Source organism: Rhizobium sp. RU20A (assembly GCF_900155885.1).
Taxonomy (GTDB): Bacteria; Pseudomonadota; Alphaproteobacteria; order Rhizobiales; family Rhizobiaceae; genus RU20A.
Window position 1 is genome coordinate 1,360,444 of the sequence record NZ_FTMB01000001.1, and the last position, 23,741, is coordinate 1,384,184.

A 23,741-nucleotide genomic window follows, 5' to 3' on the forward strand; every position below is an offset into this window, starting at 1 on the left:
AGGCGGCGGCGCGATTGGTGCGACTGGCTGCTTCAGCGCTGAAGGAGCGCCTGGATAACGCATGGCATCCATCGGACAGATCGTCGAACGCACATCGTCGGGAGAGGTGCTGGCCCGCGCCCAGATCCGCGCCCGGCTCATTCCCGATTGCCTCGTCGAGGCCCGCCGCGTCGCCAACACGGTGATTGCCGGCTGGCACGGACGGCGCAAGCGCGGCATCGGCGAAAACTTCTGGCAGTTCCGTCCCTACAGCGTCGGCGAAAGCCTCTCTCGCATCGACTGGCGCCGCTCGGCTCGCGACGACCACACCTATGTGCGCGACCGCGAATGGGAAGCGGCGCACACGATCTGGCTGTGGGCCGACCTCTCACCGTCCATGATGTTCAAGTCCACCCTCGGCACCGTTTCCAAGGAAAGCCGCGCGCTGGTGCTGATGCTGGCGCTGGCCGAAATTCTCGCGCGCTCGGGCGAGCGCATTGGCTGCCCCGGCGTCATGGAGCCGGTCTCGGCCCGCAACGCCGCTGAACGGCTGGCCGCAGCCCTCACCCACCGTCCGCCGAATGCCGGCCTGCCGGACACCGGCATGATCCGCGGCGCGAGCGATCTCGTGCTGATCGGCGACTTCCTCGATCCATCCGATGCGATCATGACGCGGCTGACGCCGCTCTCGCGGCGCGGCATGCGCGGCCATGTGGTGGAGATCGCCGATCCCGCCGAAGAAGTCTTCCCCTATGCCGGCCGCACCGAATTCACCGATCCGGAGACGGGCGAGAAGCTGACCGCGGGCCGCGCCGAGATTGTGGCGGAGGATTACCGCCGCGCCTATCTCGGCCGGCGCGAGGCACTCGGCGCCAGCCTTCGACATCTCGGCTGGAGCTTCACGCCGCACCGCACCGATCACCTCGCCTCCGAAGCGCTGGTGGCCGTGCACATGTATCTCTCCGGCGCGCCCGGCCGCGCCAACCATGGAGGACAGCTGTGAGCGGCCTGCCCTTCCTCTTCACCAATCCCGCCCTGCTGGCCGCCCTCGTGGCGCTGCCGGCGATCTGGTGGCTGCTGCGCATGACGCCGCCGCGCCCGCAGGCAGAAGTCTTTCCGCCGCTGCGCATTCTCGCCCGCGTGCTGAAGCGGGAGGAGACGCCCTCGAAAAGCCCGTGGTGGCTGACGCTGCTGCGCATGCTGATGGCCGCGCTCGTCATCCTCGCCATCTCCGATCCCGTCATGAACCCGCGCCTCAACACGCTCGCCACCGGCGGACCTCTGGTGCTCGTCGTCGACAATGGCTGGGCGAGCGCCGAAGACTGGGAGCGCCGTGTTGAAACTGCCGCCGGTCTGATCGCCGATGCCGCAAGCCGCGATCTGCCGGTCTCCATCGCCTTTACCGCCGATCGCGACCACAACGCCGCCCCGACCAGCGCGGATGAGGCCGACCGGCGTCTGGCGGCGGCCCGACCGCAGCCCCTTGCGACGGACCACCCGGCGACGGTCGCCGCCATCCGCGCCGCGCTGGGCGACACGCGGCCCGGCACGGTCGCCTTCGTCAGCGACGGCATCGAAGGCGCGGGCGATCCTGTGATGGCCGATCTTGCAGCCCTCGGGCCGGCAGACCTTCGCCTGATCGGCGCGGATGCCGCCCGCCCCGTGGCACTCTCCGCCGCCTCCAACGACGCCAACGGGCTCGCCGTTACAGCCACCCGTCTCGTGACCACCGGCCCAGAAAGCCTCGGTGTCACCGCCTATGATGCGCGCGGCCGCGCCATCGGCGAGGGGCAGTTCGATTTCGCGCCCGGGGAATCGGTGGCACGCGCCACCGTCACCGCCCCCTTCGAGCTGCGCAATGATTTCGCGCGGCTTGGCCTGACAGGCCTTGCCAATGCCGGCGCCACCTATTTGCTCGACGACGGCTTCCGCCGCCGCCGCGTGGCGCTGCTCAGCGGCGAAGCCCGTGACATGGCGCAGCCGCTGCTCTCGCCGCTCTACTACATCAACCGCGCGCTTGCCCCCTATGCGGACCTCGTGGCGCCCGAGGAACCGGACCTCGCCAAGGCCGTCCCGGCGCTGCTGGAACAGAAGCCCTCCGTGCTGATCATGGCCGATATTGGCCGCCTGCCGGAGGAGGTCTATGGCCCCTTGCAAAGCTGGATCGACAATGGCGGCACGCTGATCCGCTTTGCCGGCCCACGCCTTGCCGCCGCCCCGGCTGAAGACCCGCTCGTGCCCGTCATCCTGCGCCAGGGCGAACGCGCCCTTGGCGGCGCCCTCTCCTGGGCAGAACCGCAACCGCTGGCCGATTATCCCGCCAACAGCCCCTTTGCCGGCATGCCGAGGCCGGCCGATATACTCGTCAAGCGTCAGGTTCTGGCACAGCCAACGGCCGATCTGGCCGAGCGCACCTGGGCCAGCCTTGCCGATGGCACGCCGCTCGTCACCACGCGCGTCGAGGGCCAGGGCCGCATCGTGCTCTTCCACGTCTCGGCCGAAGCCACCTGGTCGAACCTGCCGATTTCCGGAAGCTTCGTCGAAATGCTGCGCCGCACCGTGCAACTCGCCCGCGGCGGCGGAGTTGCGGCCAGCGGCGCGGAAGCGGCCCGCACGCTGCCTCCCTACCGCCTGCTGAATGCCGATGGCGTGTTGACCGGCGAGACCGGCGGCGCCCGCCCGCTGGAAATCGCAGCCGGCGTGACCCCCAAGGCCACCTCCGACAATCCGCCCGGCCTCTACGGCTCGGAAGACGGATTTTCGGCCCTGAACCTGATGGAGCGTGATGCCGTGCTTCAGCCGCTGGCGCTGACCGGCCTTCCGACCGCCTATCAGACCGCGCCGCTTGCCGGCGCCGAGACCTGGTCGCTTAAACCCGCCCTCCTGACCGCCGCCATGCTGCTCCTCATCCTCGACGGCCTCGTCGTCCTCTTCATGGGCGGCGCCTTCGCGCGGCTGCGCGCCTCCGCACGCCCCGCAGCCCGCGCCGCGACGATCCTTGCGGTTGCCGTGCTCGGCACCGGGCTCGTCGTCGCCCCCGGCATCGGCCATGCCGATGACAGCAAGCCGGGCGACGACGCGATCCTGCAACATCTCGACACCACCCACCTTGCCTATGTCGTCACCGGCGAAGCGGAGGTCGACCGCATTTCCCAACGCGGCCTTGAGGGACTGACGCAGTTCCTGACCTACCGCACGACGCTGGAGCCCGGCGCGCCTGTGGGCGTCGATATTTCAAAGGACGAGTTGTCCTTCTACCCCATCATCTACTGGCCGGTTTCGGCAAGTGCGCCCATGCCGAGCGCCCAGTCCGTCAGCCGCATCGACGCCTATATGCGCGCCGGCGGCACCGTACTCTTCGATACGCGCGATCAGATCTCAGCGCTTGGCAGCGCCTCTGGCGACAGCCCGAACACGCAGCGCCTGCAGGCGATCCTCGCCAATCTGGACATTCCACCGCTCGAGCCGGTACCCACGGATCACGTGCTAACCAAGTCCTTCTATCTGCTGACGAGCTTTCCGGGCCGCTATTCCGGAAGCCCGCTGTGGATCGAATCGCAGTTGGACAGGCAGGACGGCGCTGCCGACCGCCCGGCGCGTTCGGCCGATGGCGTCAGCCCCATCATGATCACCGGCAACGATATGGCCGGCGCCTGGGCCATTGACGACGCCGGCAATCCGCTGTTGCCGACTGTACCGGCCGACGAAAACCAGCGCGAATACGCCTACCGCTCTGGCGTCAACATCATGATGTATATGCTCACCGGCAACTACAAGGCCGACCAGGTGCACATTCCCGCCCTGCTCGAACGCCTCGGCCAGTAAGGAACCGGCATGACCGTCGATCTCTCGCCCCTCATTCCGCTTCCCCTGCTCGCGGTCCTCATCGTTGCGGCGGCACTGCTCTCGGCGCTTGGCCTCTGGCGTGGTGTACGCGGCGTCTGGCTGCGCACGCTGGCCGGCATCCTCGTGATCCTCGCGCTTGCCAATCCCGTCATCCGGCAGGAGGAGCGCGAACCGCTCTCCACCGTGGTCGCCGTCATCGTCGATCGCAGCCAGAGCCAGGACTACGACGCGCGCAAGGCGCAGACGGATGCGGCGCTGGCGCAGCTGCGCGAACGCCTCGCCGCCTTCCCGCAGATCGAGGCCCGCATCGTCGAGGCGCGCGACGACGGCGAATCCGAAGCTCCGTCCACGCGCCTCTTCGAAAGCCTGCGCACAGCGCTGGCCGACGTGCCGCCCGCCCGGGTCGGCGGCGCCATCTTCATCACCGATGGCCGCATCCACGACGTGCCCGACGTCAACCAGCCGCTCGGCTTCGACGCCCCGGTGCACGCCCTCATCACCGGCCGCGACAGTGAATTCGACCGCCGCATCGAGGTGGTGCGCGGACCCCGCTTCGGCATTGTCGGCGAGGACCAGACGGTCACCTTCCGCGTCGTGGATGACGGTCCATCGCCAGGCGACGAGGCCGAGGTAACGATCCGGCTCAACGGCAACGAGATCGCCCGGCAGGGTGCGACCGCCGGCACGGAGATCCCTTTTACCTTCAAGGTGCCGCGCGGCGGCAACAACATCCTCGAATTTGCCGTGGCACCGCTTGCCGGCGAAGTCACGGACGCCAACAACCGCGCCATCCACATCATCGACGGCATTCGCGAAAACCTGCGCGTTCTGCTGGTCTCCGGCGAGCCGCATGCGGGCGAGCGCGCCTGGCGCAACCTCTTGAAATCCGATGCCTCCGTCGATCTCGTCCACTTCACCATCCTGCGGCCGCCGGAAAAGCAGGACGGCACGCCGATCAACGAACTCTCGCTGATCGCCTTCCCGACCCGCGAACTCTTCGTCGACAAGATCGACGAGTTCGACCTGATCATCTTCGACCGCTACCAGCACCGCGGCGTGCTGCCGATCCTCTATTACGACAACATCGCGCAATACGTGGAAAAGGGCGGCGCCCTGCTGATCGCGGCCGGTCCCGAACATGCAGGCGAGGATTCCATCGCACTGACGCCGTTGCAGGCCGTGCTGCCCGCCAATCCCACCGGCACGATGAACGAGAAGGGCTTTTTTCCCCGCCTGTCCGACGAGGGCAAGAAGCACCCGGTGACGCGCGGCCTTGAAGGCGCCGGCAACGAACCGCCCGCCTGGGGCCGCTGGTTCCGCACGGTCGATGTCGATCGCCCGCAGGGCGAGACGGTCATGCAGGCCGCCGACGGAAAGCCGCTGCTGGTGCTCAACCGCGTCGGCGAAGGCCGCGTTGCCATGCTGCTCTCCGACCAGGGCTGGCTCTGGGCCCGTGGCTTCGAGGGTGGTGGTCCGAGCGCCTCGCTCTACCGCCGCACCGCCCACTGGCTGATGAAGGAACCGGCGCTGGAGGAAGAGGCGCTGACCGCCCGCGCCCTTGGTCGCTCCATCGAGGTCAGCCGCCAGACGCTCGGGACCGATCCCGGCCCGGCCGAGATCCTGCTGCCTTCCGGCGCGCGCCAGCCCCTGACACTCGCGGAAGCCGAGCCCGGCCTCTTCCGCGCCACGCTGCGCACCACCGAGACCGGTCTCTTCGAGGTCAAGAACGGCGACCTCTCGACCCTCGTCCACGTCGGCACCGTCGATGCGCCGGAATTCAAGGCGACGACCTCGACCCCAGACATCGTCGCCCCCGTGGTGGAAAAGACCAAGGGCCTCGTCACCCGCATTGCCGCGAATGACAGCGTCAGCGTACCGGCCATCCTGCCGCTCTCCGGTACGATCCGCACGGCCGACCCGACGCGCCTCACCCTCCAGATGACCGATGAAACGGTGCTGAAGGGGATCCTGTCGCTGCCGCTCTTTACCGGACTTCTCGGCCTCGCCGCCCTCATCCTCGCCTTCTCGGCCATGTGGTATCGCGAGGGGCGTTGAGCCCCTCCTGATCCGCAAGGGCGCTGGCTCGCTGTCAGCTACCGATGAAGCGTTCGATCGCGTCGAGATACTGGCGCGGGTTCTGGTAGAGCGCGCCGTGGCTGACATTGGCGAGCACCACGAGCTTCGCGCCCGGAATGGTCTCCGCCATGTAGCGGGAATGGGACGGCTTGATGAACTCGTCATGGTCGCCGACGACGATCGCCGTCGGCACGCGGATCGAGCGGAGCTCGGCCGCCGTATAGTTCGGCTGGGTCGCCCACATGGTTTCGATGGCCGCCTGCAGGCCCGGCATGCCGTCGCCCTTTGTCACACCCTCCTGGGCGTCGTTCATCGCCGACGTCACCGTTTCCGGAAACAGGCCGGACGGGCTGACATTGGCAGCCTGGGCAAAGAGCTTCGTCAGCCGCTCGGGATGATGGATGGCAATGTCGATGCCAATGATCCCGCCATCGCTGAAGCCGACCAGCGCCACCTTGGCGATGCCGAGATAATCGAGCAGCGCGACATAGTCCTCGGCCATCAGATGGTAGGTGAAGGGGATATTCGTGCGCGTCGAGCGCCCCTGCCCCCGGCTGTCGGCGACGATCACTTCATGGGTGCGCGAAAGTTCCGGAACCTCGTAGCCCCACACATCCCCGCTGCCCATGCCGCCATGCACGAGCAGGATCGGCGCGCCGTGGCCCTTTCCGAAAACGGCATAGTGCATCTGAATGCCGCGGATCGGCGCAAAACCGCTCTCGTCGGCCACCGGCAGCGGCGGCGGCCCGCTCGCGTGGCGCCAGGGCTGTTGAAGCGAGGTTTCGCCGCTGGCCGGAAGCAACAGTAGCAGGAGCGTGGCAGCGAGTCGGTGTGCGAATGCCATGGTCGTGCCCTCGCAATCTTGACGACAACAAGAAAAGCAAGTCCGTCGCATGAGCGCAAGGCAAAATATGGGCGTCAGCCGCGCCGCCAGCCGATCTCGCCCTTGAGGCGCGCATGGATATCGGCCGCCATCGGCACGACGAGAACGCGCGCCGGATCGACCGGGCCCGGAAAGGTCAGCGCGTTCATCGCCACGCGCTCGAAGCCGAGCGGCATGTAATAGGGCCCGTCGCCGACGAGGATGACGGCCTCGGAGCCCTTGCGCCGCGCCGCCTCGACGGCGATCCGCACCAGTTCGCGGCCGATGCCCCTGTTCTTGTGGGATGGGCGCACGGCAAGCGGCCCGAGAAGATGGCCTTTCACATCGCCGGCCCGCACCGGCGTCATCCGCACCGAGGCGATCGTCTCGCCATCGTCGGCGCAGATGAAGGAGAGCGCGCGATCATGCGGCCCCTGCTCGCGAATGCGCGCGGCGGCGCGGGCAAACCGGCCGGGGCCGAAGGCTTCTTCGTTGATGAGTTCGATGGCGGCGTCGTGCGAGGGATCTTCCGTCAGGTAGACGAGGTCGTGCTTGTGCATCATGAGCATGGATCAGGAACCGGAAAGACAGGACGATAGGGTGCGGACATGCGATCGCCCGAATGGGCGTTGGCAGGGTCAGCGTCGTCGCAGGCTTCCGGCAATGATCATGGCGCGATCGTTTTCCTGAAGAACGCGGCCAGGGCGGCCGCCGTCACAAAGATGGTGAAAGGCCCGATATCAGAAATCTGACGCTCGTCAAAGCAAAAACGCATCGTTCACCGAAAGCGCCCTATGCCCCGCCGCCTGAGCGTCTATCTTCCAACGCGACAGAGGAAACAACGGGAAACGATCATGGGTAAGCTTGTCGACGGCGTCTGGCACGACGTCTGGTATGATACCGCCGCCACCAAGGGCCGCTTCGAGCGGTCGAAATCGCAGTTCCGCAACTTCGTCACTGCCGACGGCAGCGCCGGGCCGACCGGCGAGGCCGGCTTCAAGGCCGAGGCCGGGCGCTATCACCTCTATGTCTCGCTCGCCTGTCCCTGGGCGCACCGCACGCTGATCTTCCGGGCACTGAAGGGCCTCGAAGACCTCATCGACGTCTCCATCGTCGATCCCCTGATGCTGGAGAATGGCTGGGAGTTCAAGAACCGCGACGGCGGCACCACCGACCATCTCTTCGGCTCCGACTATCTCTGGCAGGTCTATACGAAAGCCGATCCGTCCTATTCCGGCCGCGTCACCGTGCCTGTGCTCTGGGACAAGCAGCGCCAGACCATCGTATCGAATGAATCGGCCGAAATCATCCGCATGTTCAACACCGCCTTTAACGGCCTCACCGGCAACACGCTCGATTTCTACCCGGAGGCGCTGAGCGCCGAGATCGATGCGCTGAACGATCGCATCTACGACGACGTCAACAACGGCGTCTACAAGGCCGGCTTCGCCACCGCGCAGGACGCCTATGAGGAAGCGGCCGGCACGCTCTTCGAAACGCTGGACTGGCTGGAAGAACGCCTTGCGACCCAACGCTACCTGACGGGCTCGACGATCACCGAGGCCGACTGGCGCCTCTTCACCACGCTGGTGCGCTTCGACCCTGTTTATGTCGGCCACTTCAAGTGCAACATTCGCCGCATCGCGGATTATCCAAACCTTTCCAGTTACTTGCGTGAGCTTTACCAGGTCGAGGGCGTCGCGGCGACGGTCAACATGCGCCACATCAAGCACCACTACTATCGCAGCCACAAGACCATCAACCCGACCGGAATCGTGCCCGTCGGACCGGCGCTCGACCTCACCGCGCCGCATGGGCGCGACGCCATGGGCGGCTGAACCGGCCTACCAGATGTCCTCCGGCGGCGCTGCGCCCTCGACCTCGGCAAGGCGCCGCCGGGTAGCCGGCGTCGTCCCCTCCGGCAACGCATCGAGCGCGAAGAAGCCGGCCTCGACGATCTCGGCGTCGCGCAAACGCGGATGCGTCTGGGTGACACCGTCACAGCGATAGAAAAGCACATGGTCGCGAATGGCCGACCGGCTGTTGTGGTAGACGTGGAAGAGAACGGGCGCGGCGCCGACCTCAAGATTGCCCTCCTCGCGCAACTCCTTCAGCAAGGCCTGCATGGCCGTCTCGCCGCGTTCCACACCGCCGCCCGGCATATGCCAGCCCGGCACGTAGCTGTGCCGCACCAGAAAAACCCGGCCCTTCGCATCGAAACAGGCGGCGCGCACGCCCAGCGTCATGCCGCGTCTGAGCGCGAAATAGACGTGCATTGCCCGCGTCAGAAGGCGCGCCCTGAACGTGCTGAGCTCGGGCGGTATTTCCTTGGTCACGCTGTGATCCCCTGTGCGCCGGAAGCCGGCCGTGATTCTCCCGTGGGAAGTGTGGCGCAGGCGCCGCCGCCGCGCCACCCCGTCCGGAGCTTCTCCGCCACCGCCTGTCCATGGTTGCCGGGAAGGCAAACCTTCACCTTTTGCCCCTAGCGTCGGCCTGAAGGTCCGGCAACGGATGACGTGACATGTCCCTTGACGGCTTTTTAAAGGCGGCGGCCGATTTCCCTCTCGGTTTCCGCACCGCGTGCGCTAGGTAGGTCTGATGTTCAAGCTCGCCCATATTTCCGACGTCCATCTCGGCCCCCTCCCGCGCCTGACGATCCGCGAACTCGCCTCCAAGCGCATCACCGGCTTCTTCAACTGGCATCGCAACCGCCGCCGACAGATGTTCGGCGATACCCTGGCCAGCGTCCTCGCCGATATCGACACCAAGGACCCCGATCACCTCGTCATCACCGGCGACCTCGTCAACCTCGCGTCCGGCCGCGAGATCACCGCCGTCAGCGACTGGCTGGCTGCGGCCGGCAAGCCGGACATGATCTCGCTGGTGCCGGGTAACCACGATGCCTACGTTCCCGGCGCCTACGAGCGCTCCACCGCCGCCTGGTATCCCTATATGCGCGGCGATATTGCGCCCGAGAGCGCTGCGGACATCGAGCATTGTTTTCCGTATCTGCGCGTGCGCGGGCAGGTCGCCATCATCGGCTGCTCCACCGCTGTGGCAACGCCCCCCTTTGCGGCAAGCGGCTATTTCGGCCGCCGCCAGGCGCGCGAAACGGTCAACATGCTGCGGGCAGCGGGCGAAGCCGGCCTCTTCCGCGTCGTGCTGATCCACCATCCGCCGATCCGCGGCGCGACCTCCATGCACAAGCGCATGCTGGGCATCCGCCGTTTTGCCGCCACGGTGCGGGCCGGCGGCGCAGAACTCGTGCTGCACGGCCACACCCACCTCAACACCGTCTATGCGCTGAAGGGCCAGACAAACAGCATCCCTGTCGTCGGCATCGCCTCGGCGTCACAGAGTCCGGGCGGCCACAAACCACCGGCCGGCTACAACCTCTTCACCATCACCGGAAGCCCCGGCCACTGGCAGATCCTGCGCGAACGCCACGAACTGACGGGCGACGGAACGAAGCTGCGGCTTGCGGAAACCACCCGCTTCGGCAGCGCGGGCGCGGTCATGGCGCCCTTCGTCGAGCGCCACGCCGTCGATGTGTGACGGTCAAAGGAGGTCGCGACAAAAATTGGGGCAATTCGACGAATAATTGCCGGTTCCTGTCCGTTTCCCGAAAGCCGGCGCTAGACTGCGGCCGGGATGCCTGCCCCGCAGACCCCTGCACCGAACCACGCATCGGGCTGCGCCGCTTCAACAGAGGGAACTGCCATGCTGACAACCCGTATCCTGAGCGCTGCCCTTTTGGCCGGTGCCGCCGCCCTCACCTTTGCCGGCTCTTCCTTCGCCGCCGGCGAAGACACCTCCACGCCACCCGAAACGACGAAGACGACCACGGAATGCAAGGACGGCAAGGTCTGGGACGAAGCCAAGAAGGAATGTGTCGATCCCAAGAAGAGCGATCTCAGCGACGACATCCTTTTCAAGGCTGCGCGCGAACTGGCCTATGCCGGCCAGTATGAAAATTCCCTGACGGTGCTCGACGCCGTGCGCGACCAGAGCAGCGCCCGCGTCCTGAACTATCGCGGCTACGCCAACCGCAAGGCCGGCCGCATGGAACTCGGCATGGACTATTACCGCAAGGCACTGGCCGTTGATGCCAACTACATCCTCGCACGATCCTACATGGGCCAGGCGCTTGTCGAGCAGGGCCGCATCGAGGAAGCCAAGGCACAGCTGATCGAGATCCGCGATCGGGGCGGCGAAAACACCTGGGCTTACCGCGCCCTGTTCGAAACGCTGGGCGGCGAACGCACCTACTGAGGCGAGAACCGGATACCACCGGTAGAAGGGGCCGCGTTCTGGCGCGGCCCCAAACGGCGCATGTTTTCCGCTTCGGACGGGGTGGTGAAAACTGCGGACGCTGCCACGCTCACGTCTTGCGAAGCAGGAACGAACGTTTCATAACGCTTCAAGCCGCCTTGTCGATGACGTCGGACCGGATCGCAAACCCTTTGGTGGCCCGCCTTCTGGCGGCAGGCACCAACGATGAGCCGGTCTCATGGGTCGCCTTCGGACACGGCGAATAAGACGGCCTCCCGGCCCGTTCCTGTGGAAGAGCAATGCGTTCAGCGGTGGAACAGAACGACTTCAGACGTGACCTGGTCAGCCTGCTGCCCAAGTTGCGCCGATTTGCCCTGTCACTGACACGCAATGCCGCCGATGCGGACGATCTGGTGCAGGAGGCCTGCGAGCGCGCCCTGACGCGCCATCACCTGTGGAATGGCGAAGGGCGGCTGGAAAGCTGGGTCTACGCCCTGACCCGGAACCTGTGGGTGGACGAGGTGCGCAAGCGCAAGGTCCGCACCGGCGCCGGTCTCGTGGATGCCGGAGAACATGACGAACTGGTCGTGGATGCATCGGGCGAAAAGGCCGTCTTCGCCAGCCAGGTACAGGCGATGATCCTGTCGATGCCTGAAGGCCTCGCCAGCGTCTTCGTTCTGGTGAATGTGGAAGGCCACAGCTACCGGGAAGCGGCCGACATTCTCGGCATCCCGATCGGCACCGTGATGAGCCGCCTGTCGGCTGCCCGTATCCGGCTGGCCGCAATGATGAATCGAACCTCGGAAAGGAGGGCTTGAGCGTTGCTGAATACAAGGGGCCTCGCCCTCGAAGTGCGCCTGTCCGCCTATCTGGACGGCGAGCTTGGCGATCAAGAACGCAAGGAACTGGACGACCTTCTGACGCGCAGCGACGAAGCCCGCCACATTCTCGATACGCTGAAAAGCGGTAGCGCCTTCGGCAATACGGCCTTTGACGATTTCCTGAAGGATCCCGTACCCCTCAATGTGGTGCGCCGCATCAAGCAGGGCAGTGCCAGCGTTTCTCCTGCGACCGAGCGTGTCGTCGAGGCCCGCACGTCCGCGGCGCGCACCAAGATCTGGCCGCGCGCGCTTGCTGCCTCGCTTGCGCTGCTGCTTGTCGGCGGCACCGCTGGCTACATCATCGGCAGCAAGCAGGTCATCGACATCGCGCCCGCGCAAACCGCCACCGCCGTCTCGCGCGGCTGGCTGGACGAGATTGCCGATTACCACCGCATCTATGCCAGCCAGCGCGACCACATGGTCGAACTCGATTCCGATGAAAAGCCACAGATCGAGAGCTGGCTGAATGCCAGCGTCGGCGTGCCCTTCCGCATTCCGGACCTTGCCAATCGCGGCCTTGCCTTCCAGGGCGCCCGCCTGCTCGTCGTTCAGGGCAAGCCCGTCGCGCAGTTGATGTACCGCGACCAGGAGGGTGACGTGATCGGCTTCTGCTTCCTGCGCAACACCGAGAATACGACAGTGACCGATCCCAAAGAAGATATCCGCGATGACCTCGCACTGATCTCTTGGAAGAAGCCTGGCGCGTCCTTCGTGATCGTCGGCCCCTCTTCCGATGCGTCGCTGCAAACCATCGCCGCCGATATCGCGCAGGACATCTGACGCCCGCCTTTCCCATTTGGCATGGCCGCATAAAAATCCCCGGCCTTTCGGACCGGGGATCTGATGTGATGTTTTGCCTTGCAGAGGCCGAAGGTCACGCCTTGCGGGCGTGCTCCTCCAGAACCCGGTTGGCCGCCGAGACGATCGCCTCCAGCGAGGCGGCGACGATGTTGGTGTTGATGCCGACACCGAAGAGCTTGCCGCTGGCATGCTCGACCTCGACATAGGCGATGGCCGCCGCATTCGAGCCATGCTGCAACGAGTGTTCGGAATAGTCCGCCACCGACAGCTCGATGCCGAGATAGATCGACAGCGCATTGATGAACCCGTCGATCGGACCGGTCCCCTTGCCTTCGATGCGCTTTGCCTCGCCATTGTCCGTAATCTCGGCCGCCACCACGCGCACACCCCTGTGGTCCTTGTCGGAAGGATAGGTGTGGTGATCGACGAATTTCAGCCGGGCCGCGGGCTGCTCCACATAGCGCTCGATGAAGCGGGCATGGATGCGCTTGGACGGCAGCTCGACGCCCTCCTCGTCCGTGATGCGCTGGATGTCCTCGCGGAACTCCACCTGCAGGTTGCGCGGCAGGTTGATGCCGTAATCCTCCTGCAGGATATAGGCGATGCCGCCCTTGCCGGACTGCGAGTTGATGCGGATGATCGCCTCGTAGGAACGGCCGACATCCTGCGGGTCGATCGGCAGATAGGGCACTTCCCACAACGGCTTGTTGGCCTTGCGCAGCGCCTTCATGCCCTTGTTGATGGCATCCTGGTGCGAGCCGGAAAACGCGGTGTAGACGAGTTCGCCGACGTAAGGATGACGCTCGGGAATGGTCATCTCGTTGGAATACTCGTAGACGGCCTTGATGCGCTCGATGTCGGAGCAGTCCAGCCCCGGATCGACGCCTTGCGTGTACATGTTCAGCGCCAGCGTCACCACATCCACATTGCCGGTGCGCTCGCCATTGCCGAACAGCGTGCCCTCGACGCGGTCTGCGCCGGCCATCAGGCCGAGTTCGGTCGCGGCAATGCCGGTGCCGCGGTCATTGTGCGGGTGGAGCGAGACGATTACGTTTTCGCGGTTGTCGAGGTTGCGGCACATCCACTCGATCTGGTCGGCATGAATATTCGGCGTCGACATCTCGACGGTGGAGGGCAGGTTGAGGATCAACTTGTTGTCGGCCGTCGGCTTGACGATCTCGGTGACCGCATTGCAGATCTCCAGCGCCACTTCCAGCTCGGTGCCCGTAAAGCTCTCCGGCGAATACTGGAAACGGTATTCCCCGCCGGCCTTGGCGGCCATCTCCATGATCATCTTGGCGGCGTCGGTGGCGATCTGCTTGATACCGGCCACATCCTTGCCGAACACCACGCGGCGCTGCAATTCGCTGGTGGAATTGTAGAAATGGATGATCGGGCGGCGCGCGCCTTCCAAAGCCTCGAAGGTGCGGGTGATCAACTCGGGCCGGCACTGCACCAGCACCTGCAGCGAGACGTCGTCGGGCACATTGCCCTCCTCCACGCACCAGCGGGCAAAGTCGAAATCGGTCTGCGAGGCCGAGGGGAAGCCGATCTCGATTTCCTTGAAGCCCATGTCGAGGAGCAGCTGGAACATGCGGGCCTTGCGGTCGTGGCCCATCGGGTTGACCAGCGCCTGGTTGCCGTCGCGCAGGTCCACCGAGCACCAGATCGGCGCCTTGTCGATGATCTTCGACGGCCACTGGCGGTCCGGCAGATTGATCTGCGGATAGGGCTGATACTTGGTGGCAGCTTCGGGCATGCCCTGCCTGGGGGTATGGCTCTTCTGGATCATGGTTCTCACGTCTCTTCAGTCTCGACCGCCGGGCTGAGATAGCCGATACGACTGGCTTTTGCGATGGAAATCGGCCGCGGGCGGAAAGGGTTTTGATCGGGTGTCTTCAAGGAGCGATTGCCGGCTGGCTCTATCGGCCGCCGGGCGCTCCTCAGGAAACCCGGCAACCGCGCGTAAGGCCGAGAAGAAGAAGCGAGGAAACCGCACGCGCGCCGACGCCCATGCCGGAAACGGCAGGCGAAAAGCAGATCGCAATGGTCGGTGCGGTGATCATGGCCACCGATATATCGGCTGATTCGCAAAAGCGCAAGCGCGTCCCCTCACCGCTTCAGCACGCGGCCAAGACCGAGCACCAGAAGCCCGCAGATCAGCCCCCAGAAGGCGGCCGAAACGCCGCCGAAGGGAATGCCGGCGGCAGAGACGAGGAAGGTGACGGCCGCCGCTTCCCGCGTTTCCACATCCTTGAAGGCCGCGAGCGCCGAGGCGGAGAAGGCGCCGACCAGCGCCAGTCCCGCCACCGCCTCAATGAGGATCGGCGGCGCCAGCGAGACGAGCGCCGTGACGGCACCCGCCAGCAGGCCAAAGAGAATATAGCCGATGCCGGCGATCATGCCGGCCCAGTAGCGCCGGGCCGGATCATGATGGGCATCCTCGCCCGCGCACATGGCCGCCGTGATCGCCGCCAGATTGATGGACAGCGCACCGAAGGGGGCAGCCAGCAGCGAGCCGACGCCCGTCGCGGTAAAGAGCGGGCCCGGCTCCGGGGTGTAGCCATTGACCTTCAGCACCGCGATCCCCGGAATGTTCTGCGAGGCCATGGTGACGATGAAGAGCGGCAGGGCGATGCTGACGAAACTCGCGGCCGTGAAGACCGGCCAGATGACATGCGGCTCCGGCACGAGCTTGCCCGACAGCTGCGAAAGCGCGCCGGAGGGCACGTCCACCCCGAAGATCAGCACCAGCACGAAGGCGGCCAGCGCGGCCGGAACGGCGAGCAGCCGGTTGAAGCGCCCGGCGATCAGCCAGGCCAGCACGATGGGAAGCCCGAGCAACGGGCTCTGCCCCACGGCCTTGACCGGCGCAAAACACAGCGTGATCAGCACACCGGCCAGCATGGCGTTGGCCACGGCGGAGGGAATGGCGGCGATCGCCCGGCCGATCGGGCGGAAGAGCCCGGCTGCGATCAGGAGCACCGCCGTCATGAGAAAGGCGCCGACCGCTGCCGGAAAACCGCCATCCGGCACGCCCGCCGTCACCAGCAGCGCGGCACCTGGCGTTGACCAGGCGACGCTGAGCGGCTTGCGTGTGACGAGGCTGAGGAGAAGACCGCAAAGGCCCATGGCAATCGACAACGCCATCAGCCCAGATGCCGCCTGCGCCTCCGTTGCCCCCACCCCCATCAGCCCGTGCAGCACGACGGCAAAGGTGCTGGCAAAGCCCACGAATGCAACGAGGCAGCCCATGAAGAGGCTTTGAACGGAGAAATCCTTGAGCATGTGAGACTTCCAGACGACGAGACTTCGAAAAGACCATACGGACCGGGCGATCCGCTGGCCGGGCTGGCGGCGACTTCAGAGAGATGAGTAGAATTTTCTCATCTGCCTCATTTTTTCGCTCTTTTCTATCCTGCGGCGCGCGCCACATTCTGCCATTGAGAACATAATTGCACTTTTCGCAAGATCACTGCGCGCCCCAAGCGGGTGCCGAAGGAGACACGACATGAACTGGCTCAAGACCGTCGCGGCCGCCGCCGCCCTCACCACCCTCGCCGCCGCCCCCGTGCTGGCCGGCGAAAACCTCGACCAGATCAAGTCGGCCGGTGTCATCAAGATCGGTACCGAAGGCACCTACGCGCCCTTCACCTTCCACGACAAGAGCGGCAAGCTCGTCGGCTTCGACGTGGAGATCGGCGAAGCCGTCGCTGCCAAGCTCGGCGTGAAGCCGGAATTCATCGAAGGCAAGTGGGACGGCCTCATCGCCGGCCTCGACGCCAACCGTTACGACGCCGTCATCAACCAGGTCGGCATCACCGAGGCGCGCAAGCAGAAGTACGACTTCTCCGAGCCCTATATCGCCTCCAAGGCCGTGCTGATCGTCAAAGACGGCAATGAGGACATCAAGAGCTTCGAGGACCTGAAGGGCAAGAAGTCGGCCCAGTCGCTCTCGAGCAACTTCGGCAAGATCGCCGAAGCGGCCGGCGCCGAACTGGTCGGCACGGACGGTTTCGACCAGTCGATCCAGCTCGTGCTGACCGGCCGTGCGGATGCGACGATCAATGACAGCCTCTCCTTCCTCGATTTCAAGAAGCAGCAGCCTGAGGCCCCCGTGAAGGTCGTGGCCGAAAAGCCGGACGCCGATTATTCGGGCATCATCGTGCGCAAGGGCGACGCCGACCTCGTTGCCGCCATCAACAAGGCCCTTGCCGACATCAAGGCCGACGGTACCTATAAGACCATCTCGGACAAGTATTTCGGCGAGGACGTCTCGAAGTAACCCGTCGCGACGACCGCATAGGAACGATTGCAAACCCGCCTCTGGCGAGATGCAATTGCCAACCGACCCCGCGTCCGGCCCTTGTGCCGGACGCTCTGTTTTTCAAAGGTGACCCGTGCCGCACTGGCTCCAACTGATGATCGACTCGCTGCCGACGCTGCTCTGGGCCGGCATCAAGTTCACCATTCCCCTCACCCTGCTCTCCTTCGCCTTCGGCATCGTGCTGGGGCTGATCACGGCCGTGACGCGGCTCTTCGCTCCGGCGCCGCTCGCCTGGATCGCGCGTTTCTACGTCTGGGTCATTAGGGGCACGCCGCTCCTCGTGCAGCTCTTCGTCATCTTCTACGGCCTGCCGAGCATCGGCATTCTCCTTGACGCCTTCCCGGCGGCGCTGATTGGCTTCACGCTGAACATCGGCGCCTATACCTCCGAGATCATCCGCGCCACCATTTCCTCCGTGCCGAAGGGCCAGTGGGAAGCGGCCTATTCGACCGGCATGAGCTGGAGCCAGGCCATGCAGCGCACCATCTTGCCACAGGCCGCGCGTGTGGCGGTGCCGCCGCTCTCCAACACCTTCATTTCGCTCGTGAAAGACACCTCGCTCGCCGCCGCCATCACCGTGCCGGAACTCTTCCAGTCCGCCCAGCGCATCGTCGCCACCACCTACGAGCCACTGATCCTCTATATCGAGGCGGCGCTGATCTATCTCGCGCTCTCCTCCGTGCTCTCGACCCTGCAGGGCCGTCTGGAAAAACGCTTCGCCCGCTATGGCGGCATGGTGGAGGCCAACCGATGATCGACCTTTCCCACATCGAAAAGCGCTTTGGCGACGCCGTCATCCTCAAGGACATCTCGGCAAGCTTTCCCGAAGGCAGCGTCACGGCCCTCGTCGGCCCCTCCGGCGGCGGCAAGAGCACGCTGCTGCGCTGCATCAACCTCCTCGAAGTGCCCTCGAAGGGCACCGTTCGGATCGGCGCTGAAAGCCTTTCCTTCGACGGCACCCGCAAACCCGCCTGGAAGGATATCCAGAAGATCCGCCGCCAGACCGGCATGGTGTTCCAGAACTTCCAGCTCTTCCCGCATCGTACCGCGATCGAGAACGTGATGGAGGGCCTGCGCATCGTGCAGAAATGGCCGGAGGACAAGGCCCGCGACCGCGCCATGGAATTGCTGACGAAGGTCGGCATGGCCCACAAGGCCGATGCCTGGCCAGCCAACCTCTCCGGCGGGCAGCAGCAGCGCGTCGCCATCGCCCGCGCGCTCGCCCCCTCTCCGAAAGTCCTGCTCTGCGACGAGCCGACCTCGGCGCTTGACCCGGAGCTCTCGGCCGAAGTGGTGGACGTTCTCGGCGATCTCGCCAAGGAGGGCACAACCATGGTGATGGCCACCCATGACCTCCGCCTCGCCTCCCGCATCGCGAACCTCGTCGTCTTCCTCGAAGCCGGCGAAATCGTCGAAACCGGCTCCTCCACCGACATCTTCCGTAACCCCAAACAGGCCCGCACCGGCCGCTTCGTGGCGTCGATCAACGCGGCGCAGGGGTTGTGAAGGCGGCCGGCCGTCACATGAACGCCCCGTTTCTCCATTTCTTCTGTCGCCGACATTGAAGACCAGCGGCGATCAACCGATCCGCCAGCGGATCAGGAGAAGCAAATGAAGATGAAAAGTGCAGCCGCACTGTGCCTAGCCGCCACAATCGGCATGGCGACGACCGCACGGGCCGATGATCTGTCTGCAAAGGCCGCAGCCGCCTTTCAGCCGATCGTCAAACAGTACGACATTCCCGGCCTCGTTATCGGCGTCACCCGCAATGGAGAACATGCATTTTACGCGACGGGTCTGGCATCTCGGGCCGACAAGCGACCGGCCACGCCGGATACGCTTTTCGAACTGGGATCGGTCAGCAAGATCTTCAACGTCACCCTCGCGGCGCTCGCGGAACAGCGCGGCGCACTCAGGCTGGAGCACACGGTGGCGCAGCATGTCTGCGACACTCCATGCACGATCGCCGGCGGTCTGACGCTGATGGACCTCGCCACGCACCACACCGGCGGCATGCCCCTGCAGGTTCCTGATGATATCAAGGACACGACGGATCTGGTCGGGTGGCTGAAGGCGTGGAAGCCCCAACAACCCGGCTCGCGCAGCTACTCCAACATCAGCATCGGCCTGCTTGGCCATATTACCGGCCAGGCGATGGGCATGAGCTACCGAAAGGCCTTCGCAACCGTGCTACGCCCTGCGATCGGCCTTGAGAACACGTGGATCGACGTCCCGAAGACCGCCATGGCCGACTACGCCTATGGCTATCATCGGACCACCAACAAGCCGATCCGAGTCGGCACGGGCGTGCTTGATGCGGAAGCCTATGGTGTGAAATCCAGCGCGCGCGACATGCTGAAGCTTCTCGACCTCGAGCTTGGCGTCGGCGCGGCGCCGGAGGACCTGCGCAAGGCCATCGCCCGCACGCAGGAAGGGCAGCTCAGAACGGCAAATTTCGTTCAGGACATGATCTGGGAACAATATCCCTGGCCAGTCCCGCTGCAGGAGATGCTGGCCGGCAACAGCGCGGATTTCATCCTCAAGCCGCAGCCGGCGACGCCGATCGTGCCAGCGCTGCCGCAGCAAAAGGATGTCATTCTCAGCAAGACCGGTTCCACCAACGGCTTTGGTGCCTATGTCGCCATTCTGCCCGGCGAGAAGCTTGGCGTCGTGGTTCTCGCCAACCGCAACTATCCGAACGAGGAACGCATCAAGGCCACCCACGCACTGATCCGCGAGGTGCTTGGCAGCCAGTGACCCGCTTGAACCGCGGGGCAAATGCAGATCCCGAAACAAAAAATCCCTCGCGTCGAAAGCGAGGGATTTTTTGTTCGGTCAGACGAGATAAGGTCGCGTCGTTCAGCCGATATCGGCCTGCGAGGTGATGACCTTCGAGACGAGGCCGTAGCCGACGGCGTCTTCGGCAGACAGCCAGTAGTCGCGGTCGATGTCCTTGGCGATCTTTTCTTCCGACTGGCCGGTGGCCTTGGAGAAGATCTTGATCAGGCGCTGGTTCATCTTGATGATTTCGCGGGCCTGGATCTCGATGTCGGAGGCCATGCCGCGGGTGCCGCCGGACGGTTGGTGCAGCAGGAAACGAGTGTTTTCGAGGCACAGACGCTGTTCCTTGGGAACGGCGACGTAGATGAGCGCGCCGGCCGAGGCGACCCAGCCCGTGCCGATCATCCAGACCTTCGGCTTGATGAACTTGATCATGTCATGGATAGAATCGCCCGATTCCACATGGCCCCCCGGCGAATTGACGAAGATGCGGATGTCTTCGTCGCTGGCCGCGGCCAAGGCCACGAGCTGCGAGCAGACCTTCTGGGCCAGTTCCTGGTTGATCGGGCCGTAGATGAAGATCGAGCGCGACTTGAAGAGGTTCGCCTCTGTTTCCTTGCCGAGCGGCAGTTCCGTCTTCTTGTCTTCCTCGTCGCTCATCGGCGATTCTCCATTTTCATCCGTTCTGTCTGTCGAGTGAGATAATGCGACTCGACCCCGAAAACAATGCAACAAAAGCCCGCCGCTTCGAAAGGGCGCCGATGCGCCCACCTTCCAAGATGGTAAAGGCGGGCCTTCACACCGGGCAAACGAAGGGGCCAACCGTCATTTGCCGTATGGACAGCGCCGCCGGCCGGCTTAAGATCACTTCCTGCATGACGATACGGCCGCCGGCACCGTGACCTCCCACACGGCCCGGCGCAGCCCATGAGAGGGAACCATTCCATGAAAAAACTGCCGCTCACCGCAGCCGCCGCGCTGATGCTTTCCGCCGCCCCCGCCTTCGCCCATCTCAATCCCGATGAGCACGGCTCGCTGATGGCCGGCCTGTCGCATCCGGTCTTCGGCGTGGACCACGTGCTCGCCATGGTCGCGGTCGGCCTCTGGGCGGCGCAGATCGGCGGCCGGGCGATTCTCGCCGTTCCCGCCACCTTCGTGACAGTGATGATGCTCGGCTTTGGCCTCGCACTGGCCGGCATGCCCCTGCCCTTCGTCGAACCGGCGATCCTTGCCTCCGTCGTGGCACTCGGCCTGCTCGTCGCCATGGCGGTGAAGCTCGACACGCGCCTTGCCATGGGTCTTGTCGGCCTCTTCGCCCTTTTCCATGGCCATGCCCATGGCGCCGAACTCGGCAGCGCCGGCGCGCTCTCATTCGGCATTGGCTTTGCCATCTCCACCGCCCTGCTGCACGCCGCCGGCATCGGGCTTGGCCTTGGACTTGCGCGCATCGGCCATGGCCGCATCATCGCCCGCCTCGCTGGCGCCGCGACGGCGCTGGCCGGCGTCGCGCTGATGGCGGGCTGATCCCGCAGCGACATTAAAATTTTGTCATGGATTCCGGCGTTGATTTGCCGGAATCCGCGCCCACATGCTTCCGTGACAGACTGACTCGAGACGCGCCCAAGGAGGCCGCCATGTCACCGGAAGAACGCCAGCTCCTCACCGCCCTTTTCGACCGCGTGCGCACCGCAAGCGCCACCCCGCGCGACCGCGAAGCCGAAGCCCTGATCGCCGACGAGATCCGCACCGAACCGGCCGCACCCTACTATCTCGCCCAGGCCGTGATCGTGCAGGAAAAGGGCCTTGAAGCGGCCGGCAACCACATTCGCGAGCTGGAAGCGCGGATCCGCGACCTCGAAGCCGCCCAGGCGGAAACACCCGCTCCCGCCAGTCAAGGCGGCTTCCTCGCCTCCATCTTCGGCAGCCGCCGCGAGCCCGACACCGACCGCTCTCCGCGCCAGCCGGACCCCTACGGGCAAAACGTCCGACCGCAGCAGCCCGGCACCTGGGGCAACGGCGCCGATCGTCCCGGTGCGGCAGCCCCCGCCTGGGCCGCGCAACAACGCCACCCCGATCCGAACGCCTATGGCGGCAATGCCGGTCCCGCCGTGTCCGGCCCCTTCGCCGGCGGCCCCTGGAGCCGCCAGCAGGCCGCACCTTCGGCGGGTTCCAGCTTTCTCTCGGGCGCTGCGACCACGGCGGCCGGTGTCGCCGGCGGCATGCTCCTCGCCAATGGCCTGTCACACATTTTCGGCAGCCAGTTCGGCGGTCTCGGCTGGGGCAACCCGGCCGCGATGGGCCAGCCCATTGTTGAGGAAACCGTGGTCAACAACTACTACGACAAGGATCCGAACCAGCAGGATGCTACCCAGCAAAACGATCCGCAGCAGGACGATGGCGGCTGGCAGACGGCCGAAGCCGATCCCGGCGATTCGGGCTATGACACAGCCGATTACGGCGGCGGCGATTTCGGCAGCGACAGCTTCGACGTCTGAGCGCCGCGAGCTGTCGCCAGTAAAAACCTCAGCCGCGCCCGCGATAGGGCGCGACGCCCTGATCCGGCAGCCACACGCCGGCAGGCGCGGCTCCTGTCTGCCAGAACACGTCGATCGGAATGCCGCCGCGCGGATACCAGTAGGCGCCGATGCGCAACCACTTGGGCGCGAGCAGATCGACCAGCCGCTTGGCGATGTCGATCGTGCAGTCCTCATGGAAGGCGCCGTGATTGCGGAAGGAATGCAGGAAGAGCTTCAGCGACTTCGATTCCACCAGCCAGCCGTCGGGGATGTAGTCTATCACGATATGGGCGAAATCCGGCTGCCCCGTCATCGGGCAGAGCGAGGTGAATTCCGGCGCCGTGAAGCGCACCACGAAATAGGTACCGGCATGCCCGCTCGGCACTCTCTCCAGCACGGCCGCCTCCGGACTGTCCGGCAGCCCCACCTTCTCGCCGAGCTGCGTCAGCCCCGAAACATCCGTCGCCGTCATTCTGCCGCCCTTTCCACTCTGACCTTCACCCCGTGCGCCCGCTCGCTTTCGGGCTCCACATGGATCGCCACGCGCGATCCCGGCTGCGCGGCATGGATCGCCGCCTCCAGCCGGTCGCAGATATCATGCGCCTCGCTGACCGTCATGGTCGAGGGGACCACGAGGTCGAAGCCGACGAAGGTCGCCGATCCCGCACGGCGCGTGCGCAGGAAATGCACGCCGAGCGAACCCCTCGCCTGCGATGCGATCGCCGCCTTGATCGCATCTTCCTCGCCCGGTTCCACCGCCTTGTCCATCAGGCCGTCAATGGAATGGGAGATGACCTTCCAGCCCTGCCAGATGATGTTGCAGGCAACGATGATGGCGAGCGCGGGATCGAGCACCGCATAGCCCGTGAAGATGACGAGCACGAGTCCGACGAGAACACCCGCTGACGTCACCACATCCGACATGATGTGATGACCGTCGGCAAGAAGCGCGGGCGAGCGATGCGAAGCGCCGACCCGGATCAGCACCCGCGCCCAGACGAAATTGATGACGGCCGCCACCGCATTGATGGCAAGACCCAGCACCGGCGCCTCCATCGGCTGCGGCGCAAGCAGCGCCGGCACAGCCTCGCGGATGATCAGCAGCGCCGCGACCACGATCAGCACGCCTTCCAGAACCGCCGAGAGGTACTCCGCCTTGTGGTGACCGTAGGGATGGTCGTCATCGGCCGGCTTCTGCGCATAGCGGATGACGAAATAGGCGATGAAGGCCGCGATGACGTTGACGGTCGATTCAAGTCCGTCCGACAGCAGCGCCACAGACCCCGTCACCCACCAGGCCACGAGCTTCAGCCCCATCACCCCGAAGGCAAGCGGAATGCCCCAGAAGGCGAGACGCCGGACAAAGGCGTTCTGAGAAGCGTCCATCGGAAGTCCCCTGC

General features: G+C 65.3%; 22 protein-coding genes. 14 read left to right on the plus strand and 8 right to left on the minus strand.

Going from position 1 to position 23,741, the window contains the following annotated elements; all coding sequences use genetic code 11:
• Window positions 1-61: 61 nt before the first annotated feature.
• From F3H41_RS06550 to F3H41_RS06560, 3 genes are read left to right on the plus strand one after another with little or no spacing between them, the layout of a single operon-like run.
• Complete coding sequence (locus F3H41_RS06550; protein ID WP_149737770.1) at window positions 62-982, plus strand: DUF58 domain-containing protein; 921 nt, start codon at window positions 62-64, stop codon at window positions 980-982.
• Window positions 979-3,804 carry a DUF4159 domain-containing protein gene (locus tag F3H41_RS06555; RefSeq protein ID WP_149737771.1) on the plus strand — a complete coding sequence of 942 codons (2,826 nt, stop codon included), beginning with the start codon at window positions 979-981 and terminating at the stop codon, window positions 3,802-3,804. The genes F3H41_RS06550 and F3H41_RS06555 overlap by 4 nt, the downstream gene beginning before the upstream one ends.
• Window positions 3,805-3,813: 9 nt before the next feature.
• Window positions 3,814-5,880, plus strand: coding sequence for a hypothetical protein (locus tag F3H41_RS06560; RefSeq protein WP_149737772.1), 2,067 nt, complete (start codon window positions 3,814-3,816; stop codon window positions 5,878-5,880).
• A 34-nt stretch (window positions 5,881-5,914) separates the two neighbouring features.
• Here the strand turns inward: F3H41_RS06560 and F3H41_RS06565 are convergent, their stop codons facing one another.
• Window positions 5,915-6,745: an alpha/beta fold hydrolase gene (locus F3H41_RS06565; protein ID WP_149737773.1), complete on the minus strand. Its 831-nt coding sequence runs from the start codon at window positions 6,743-6,745 to the stop codon at window positions 5,915-5,917.
• A 74-nt stretch (window positions 6,746-6,819) separates the two neighbouring features.
• The gene (locus tag F3H41_RS06570; RefSeq protein WP_149738239.1) at window positions 6,820-7,323 is read right to left on the minus strand and encodes an N-acetyltransferase; all 504 of its coding nucleotides are present in this window, start codon (window positions 7,321-7,323) and stop codon (window positions 6,820-6,822) included.
• 294 nt (window positions 7,324-7,617) lie between these two features.
• On the opposite strand from F3H41_RS06570, the gene F3H41_RS06575 reads away from it, so the two are divergent.
• Window positions 7,618-8,601 carry a glutathione S-transferase family protein gene (locus tag F3H41_RS06575; RefSeq protein WP_149737774.1) on the plus strand — a complete coding sequence of 328 codons (984 nt, stop codon included), beginning with the start codon at window positions 7,618-7,620 and terminating at the stop codon, window positions 8,599-8,601.
• Window positions 8,602-8,607: 6 nt separating this feature from the next.
• On the opposite strand, the gene F3H41_RS06580 is transcribed toward F3H41_RS06575, so the two are convergent.
• Window positions 8,608-9,039 (minus strand): NUDIX domain-containing protein, encoded by a 432-nt coding sequence (locus F3H41_RS06580; RefSeq protein WP_149738240.1) that lies wholly within the window; start codon window positions 9,037-9,039, stop codon window positions 8,608-8,610.
• A 322-nt stretch (window positions 9,040-9,361) separates the two neighbouring features.
• Here F3H41_RS06580 and F3H41_RS06585 point away from each other — a divergent pair, with 322 nt between their 5' ends.
• From F3H41_RS06585 to F3H41_RS06600, 4 genes are all read left to right on the plus strand, one after another.
• On the plus strand, window positions 9,362-10,318 hold the full coding sequence (locus F3H41_RS06585) for a metallophosphoesterase (RefSeq protein ID WP_149737775.1): 957 nt from the start codon (window positions 9,362-9,364) through the stop codon (window positions 10,316-10,318).
• A 165-nt stretch (window positions 10,319-10,483) separates the two neighbouring features.
• Window positions 10,484-11,035 carry a tetratricopeptide repeat protein gene (locus tag F3H41_RS06590; protein ID WP_149737776.1) on the plus strand — a complete coding sequence of 184 codons (552 nt, stop codon included), beginning with the start codon at window positions 10,484-10,486 and terminating at the stop codon, window positions 11,033-11,035.
• Between the two features lie 299 nt (window positions 11,036-11,334).
• The gene (locus F3H41_RS06595) at window positions 11,335-11,853 is read left to right on the plus strand and encodes an RNA polymerase sigma factor (RefSeq protein WP_149737777.1); all 519 of its coding nucleotides are present in this window, start codon (window positions 11,335-11,337) and stop codon (window positions 11,851-11,853) included.
• 3 nt (window positions 11,854-11,856) lie between these two features.
• The gene (locus F3H41_RS06600; RefSeq protein ID WP_149737778.1) at window positions 11,857-12,696 is read left to right on the plus strand and encodes an anti-sigma factor; all 840 of its coding nucleotides are present in this window, start codon (window positions 11,857-11,859) and stop codon (window positions 12,694-12,696) included.
• Window positions 12,697-12,790: 94 nt separating this feature from the next.
• Here F3H41_RS06600 and leuA read toward each other — a convergent pair whose 3' ends face one another.
• Window positions 12,791-14,509, minus strand: coding sequence for a 2-isopropylmalate synthase (leuA, locus tag F3H41_RS06605; protein WP_149737779.1), 1,719 nt, complete (start codon window positions 14,507-14,509; stop codon window positions 12,791-12,793).
• A 320-nt stretch (window positions 14,510-14,829) separates the two neighbouring features.
• A complete protein-coding gene (locus F3H41_RS06615; RefSeq protein WP_149737781.1) occupies window positions 14,830-16,005 on the minus strand; it encodes a benzoate/H(+) symporter BenE family transporter in 1,176 nt (391 codons plus the stop codon).
• 223 nt (window positions 16,006-16,228) lie between these two features.
• Here F3H41_RS06615 and F3H41_RS06620 point away from each other — a divergent pair, with 223 nt between their 5' ends.
• The 4 genes from F3H41_RS06620 to ampC all read left to right on the plus strand — a co-directional run bounded on the left by F3H41_RS06620 (window position 16,229) and on the right by ampC (window position 19,801).
• Window positions 16,229-17,002: an amino acid ABC transporter substrate-binding protein gene (locus tag F3H41_RS06620; RefSeq protein ID WP_149737782.1), complete on the plus strand. Its 774-nt coding sequence runs from the start codon at window positions 16,229-16,231 to the stop codon at window positions 17,000-17,002.
• Between the two features lie 115 nt (window positions 17,003-17,117).
• Window positions 17,118-17,798 (plus strand): amino acid ABC transporter permease, encoded by a 681-nt coding sequence (locus F3H41_RS06625; RefSeq protein ID WP_149737783.1) that lies wholly within the window; start codon window positions 17,118-17,120, stop codon window positions 17,796-17,798.
• A complete protein-coding gene (locus F3H41_RS06630; protein WP_149737784.1) occupies window positions 17,795-18,550 on the plus strand; it encodes an amino acid ABC transporter ATP-binding protein in 756 nt (251 codons plus the stop codon). The genes F3H41_RS06625 and F3H41_RS06630 overlap by 4 nt, the downstream gene beginning before the upstream one ends.
• Window positions 18,551-18,655: 105 nt before the next feature.
• Window positions 18,656-19,801 carry a class C beta-lactamase gene (gene ampC / locus F3H41_RS06635; protein ID WP_210246644.1) on the plus strand — a complete coding sequence of 382 codons (1,146 nt, stop codon included), beginning with the start codon at window positions 18,656-18,658 and terminating at the stop codon, window positions 19,799-19,801.
• 102 nt (window positions 19,802-19,903) lie between these two features.
• Here the strand turns inward: ampC and F3H41_RS06640 are convergent, their stop codons facing one another.
• Window positions 19,904-20,596: an ATP-dependent Clp protease proteolytic subunit gene (locus tag F3H41_RS06640; RefSeq protein ID WP_280177037.1), complete on the minus strand. Its 693-nt coding sequence runs from the start codon at window positions 20,594-20,596 to the stop codon at window positions 19,904-19,906.
• Between the two features lie 174 nt (window positions 20,597-20,770).
• Between F3H41_RS06640 and F3H41_RS06645 the strand changes: the two genes are divergently transcribed.
• Together F3H41_RS06645 and F3H41_RS06650 are read left to right on the plus strand one after the other, a co-directional pair.
• Window positions 20,771-21,349: a HupE/UreJ family protein gene (locus tag F3H41_RS06645; protein WP_149737786.1), complete on the plus strand. Its 579-nt coding sequence runs from the start codon at window positions 20,771-20,773 to the stop codon at window positions 21,347-21,349.
• A gap of 110 nt (window positions 21,350-21,459) precedes the next feature.
• Window positions 21,460-22,320, plus strand: coding sequence for a DUF2076 domain-containing protein (locus F3H41_RS06650; RefSeq protein ID WP_149737787.1), 861 nt, complete (start codon window positions 21,460-21,462; stop codon window positions 22,318-22,320).
• Between the two features lie 28 nt (window positions 22,321-22,348).
• On the opposite strand, the gene queF is transcribed toward F3H41_RS06650, so the two are convergent.
• Together queF and F3H41_RS06660 are read right to left on the minus strand one after the other, a co-directional pair.
• Window positions 22,349-22,813, minus strand: a complete 465-nt coding sequence (queF, locus tag F3H41_RS06655) for a preQ(1) synthase (protein WP_149737788.1) — start codon at window positions 22,811-22,813, stop codon at window positions 22,349-22,351.
• Window positions 22,810-23,727 (minus strand): cation diffusion facilitator family transporter, encoded by a 918-nt coding sequence (locus F3H41_RS06660; RefSeq protein WP_149737789.1) that lies wholly within the window; start codon window positions 23,725-23,727, stop codon window positions 22,810-22,812. Before F3H41_RS06660 ends, queF begins: the two co-directional genes overlap by 4 nt.
• Window positions 23,728-23,741 lie beyond the last annotated feature (14 nt).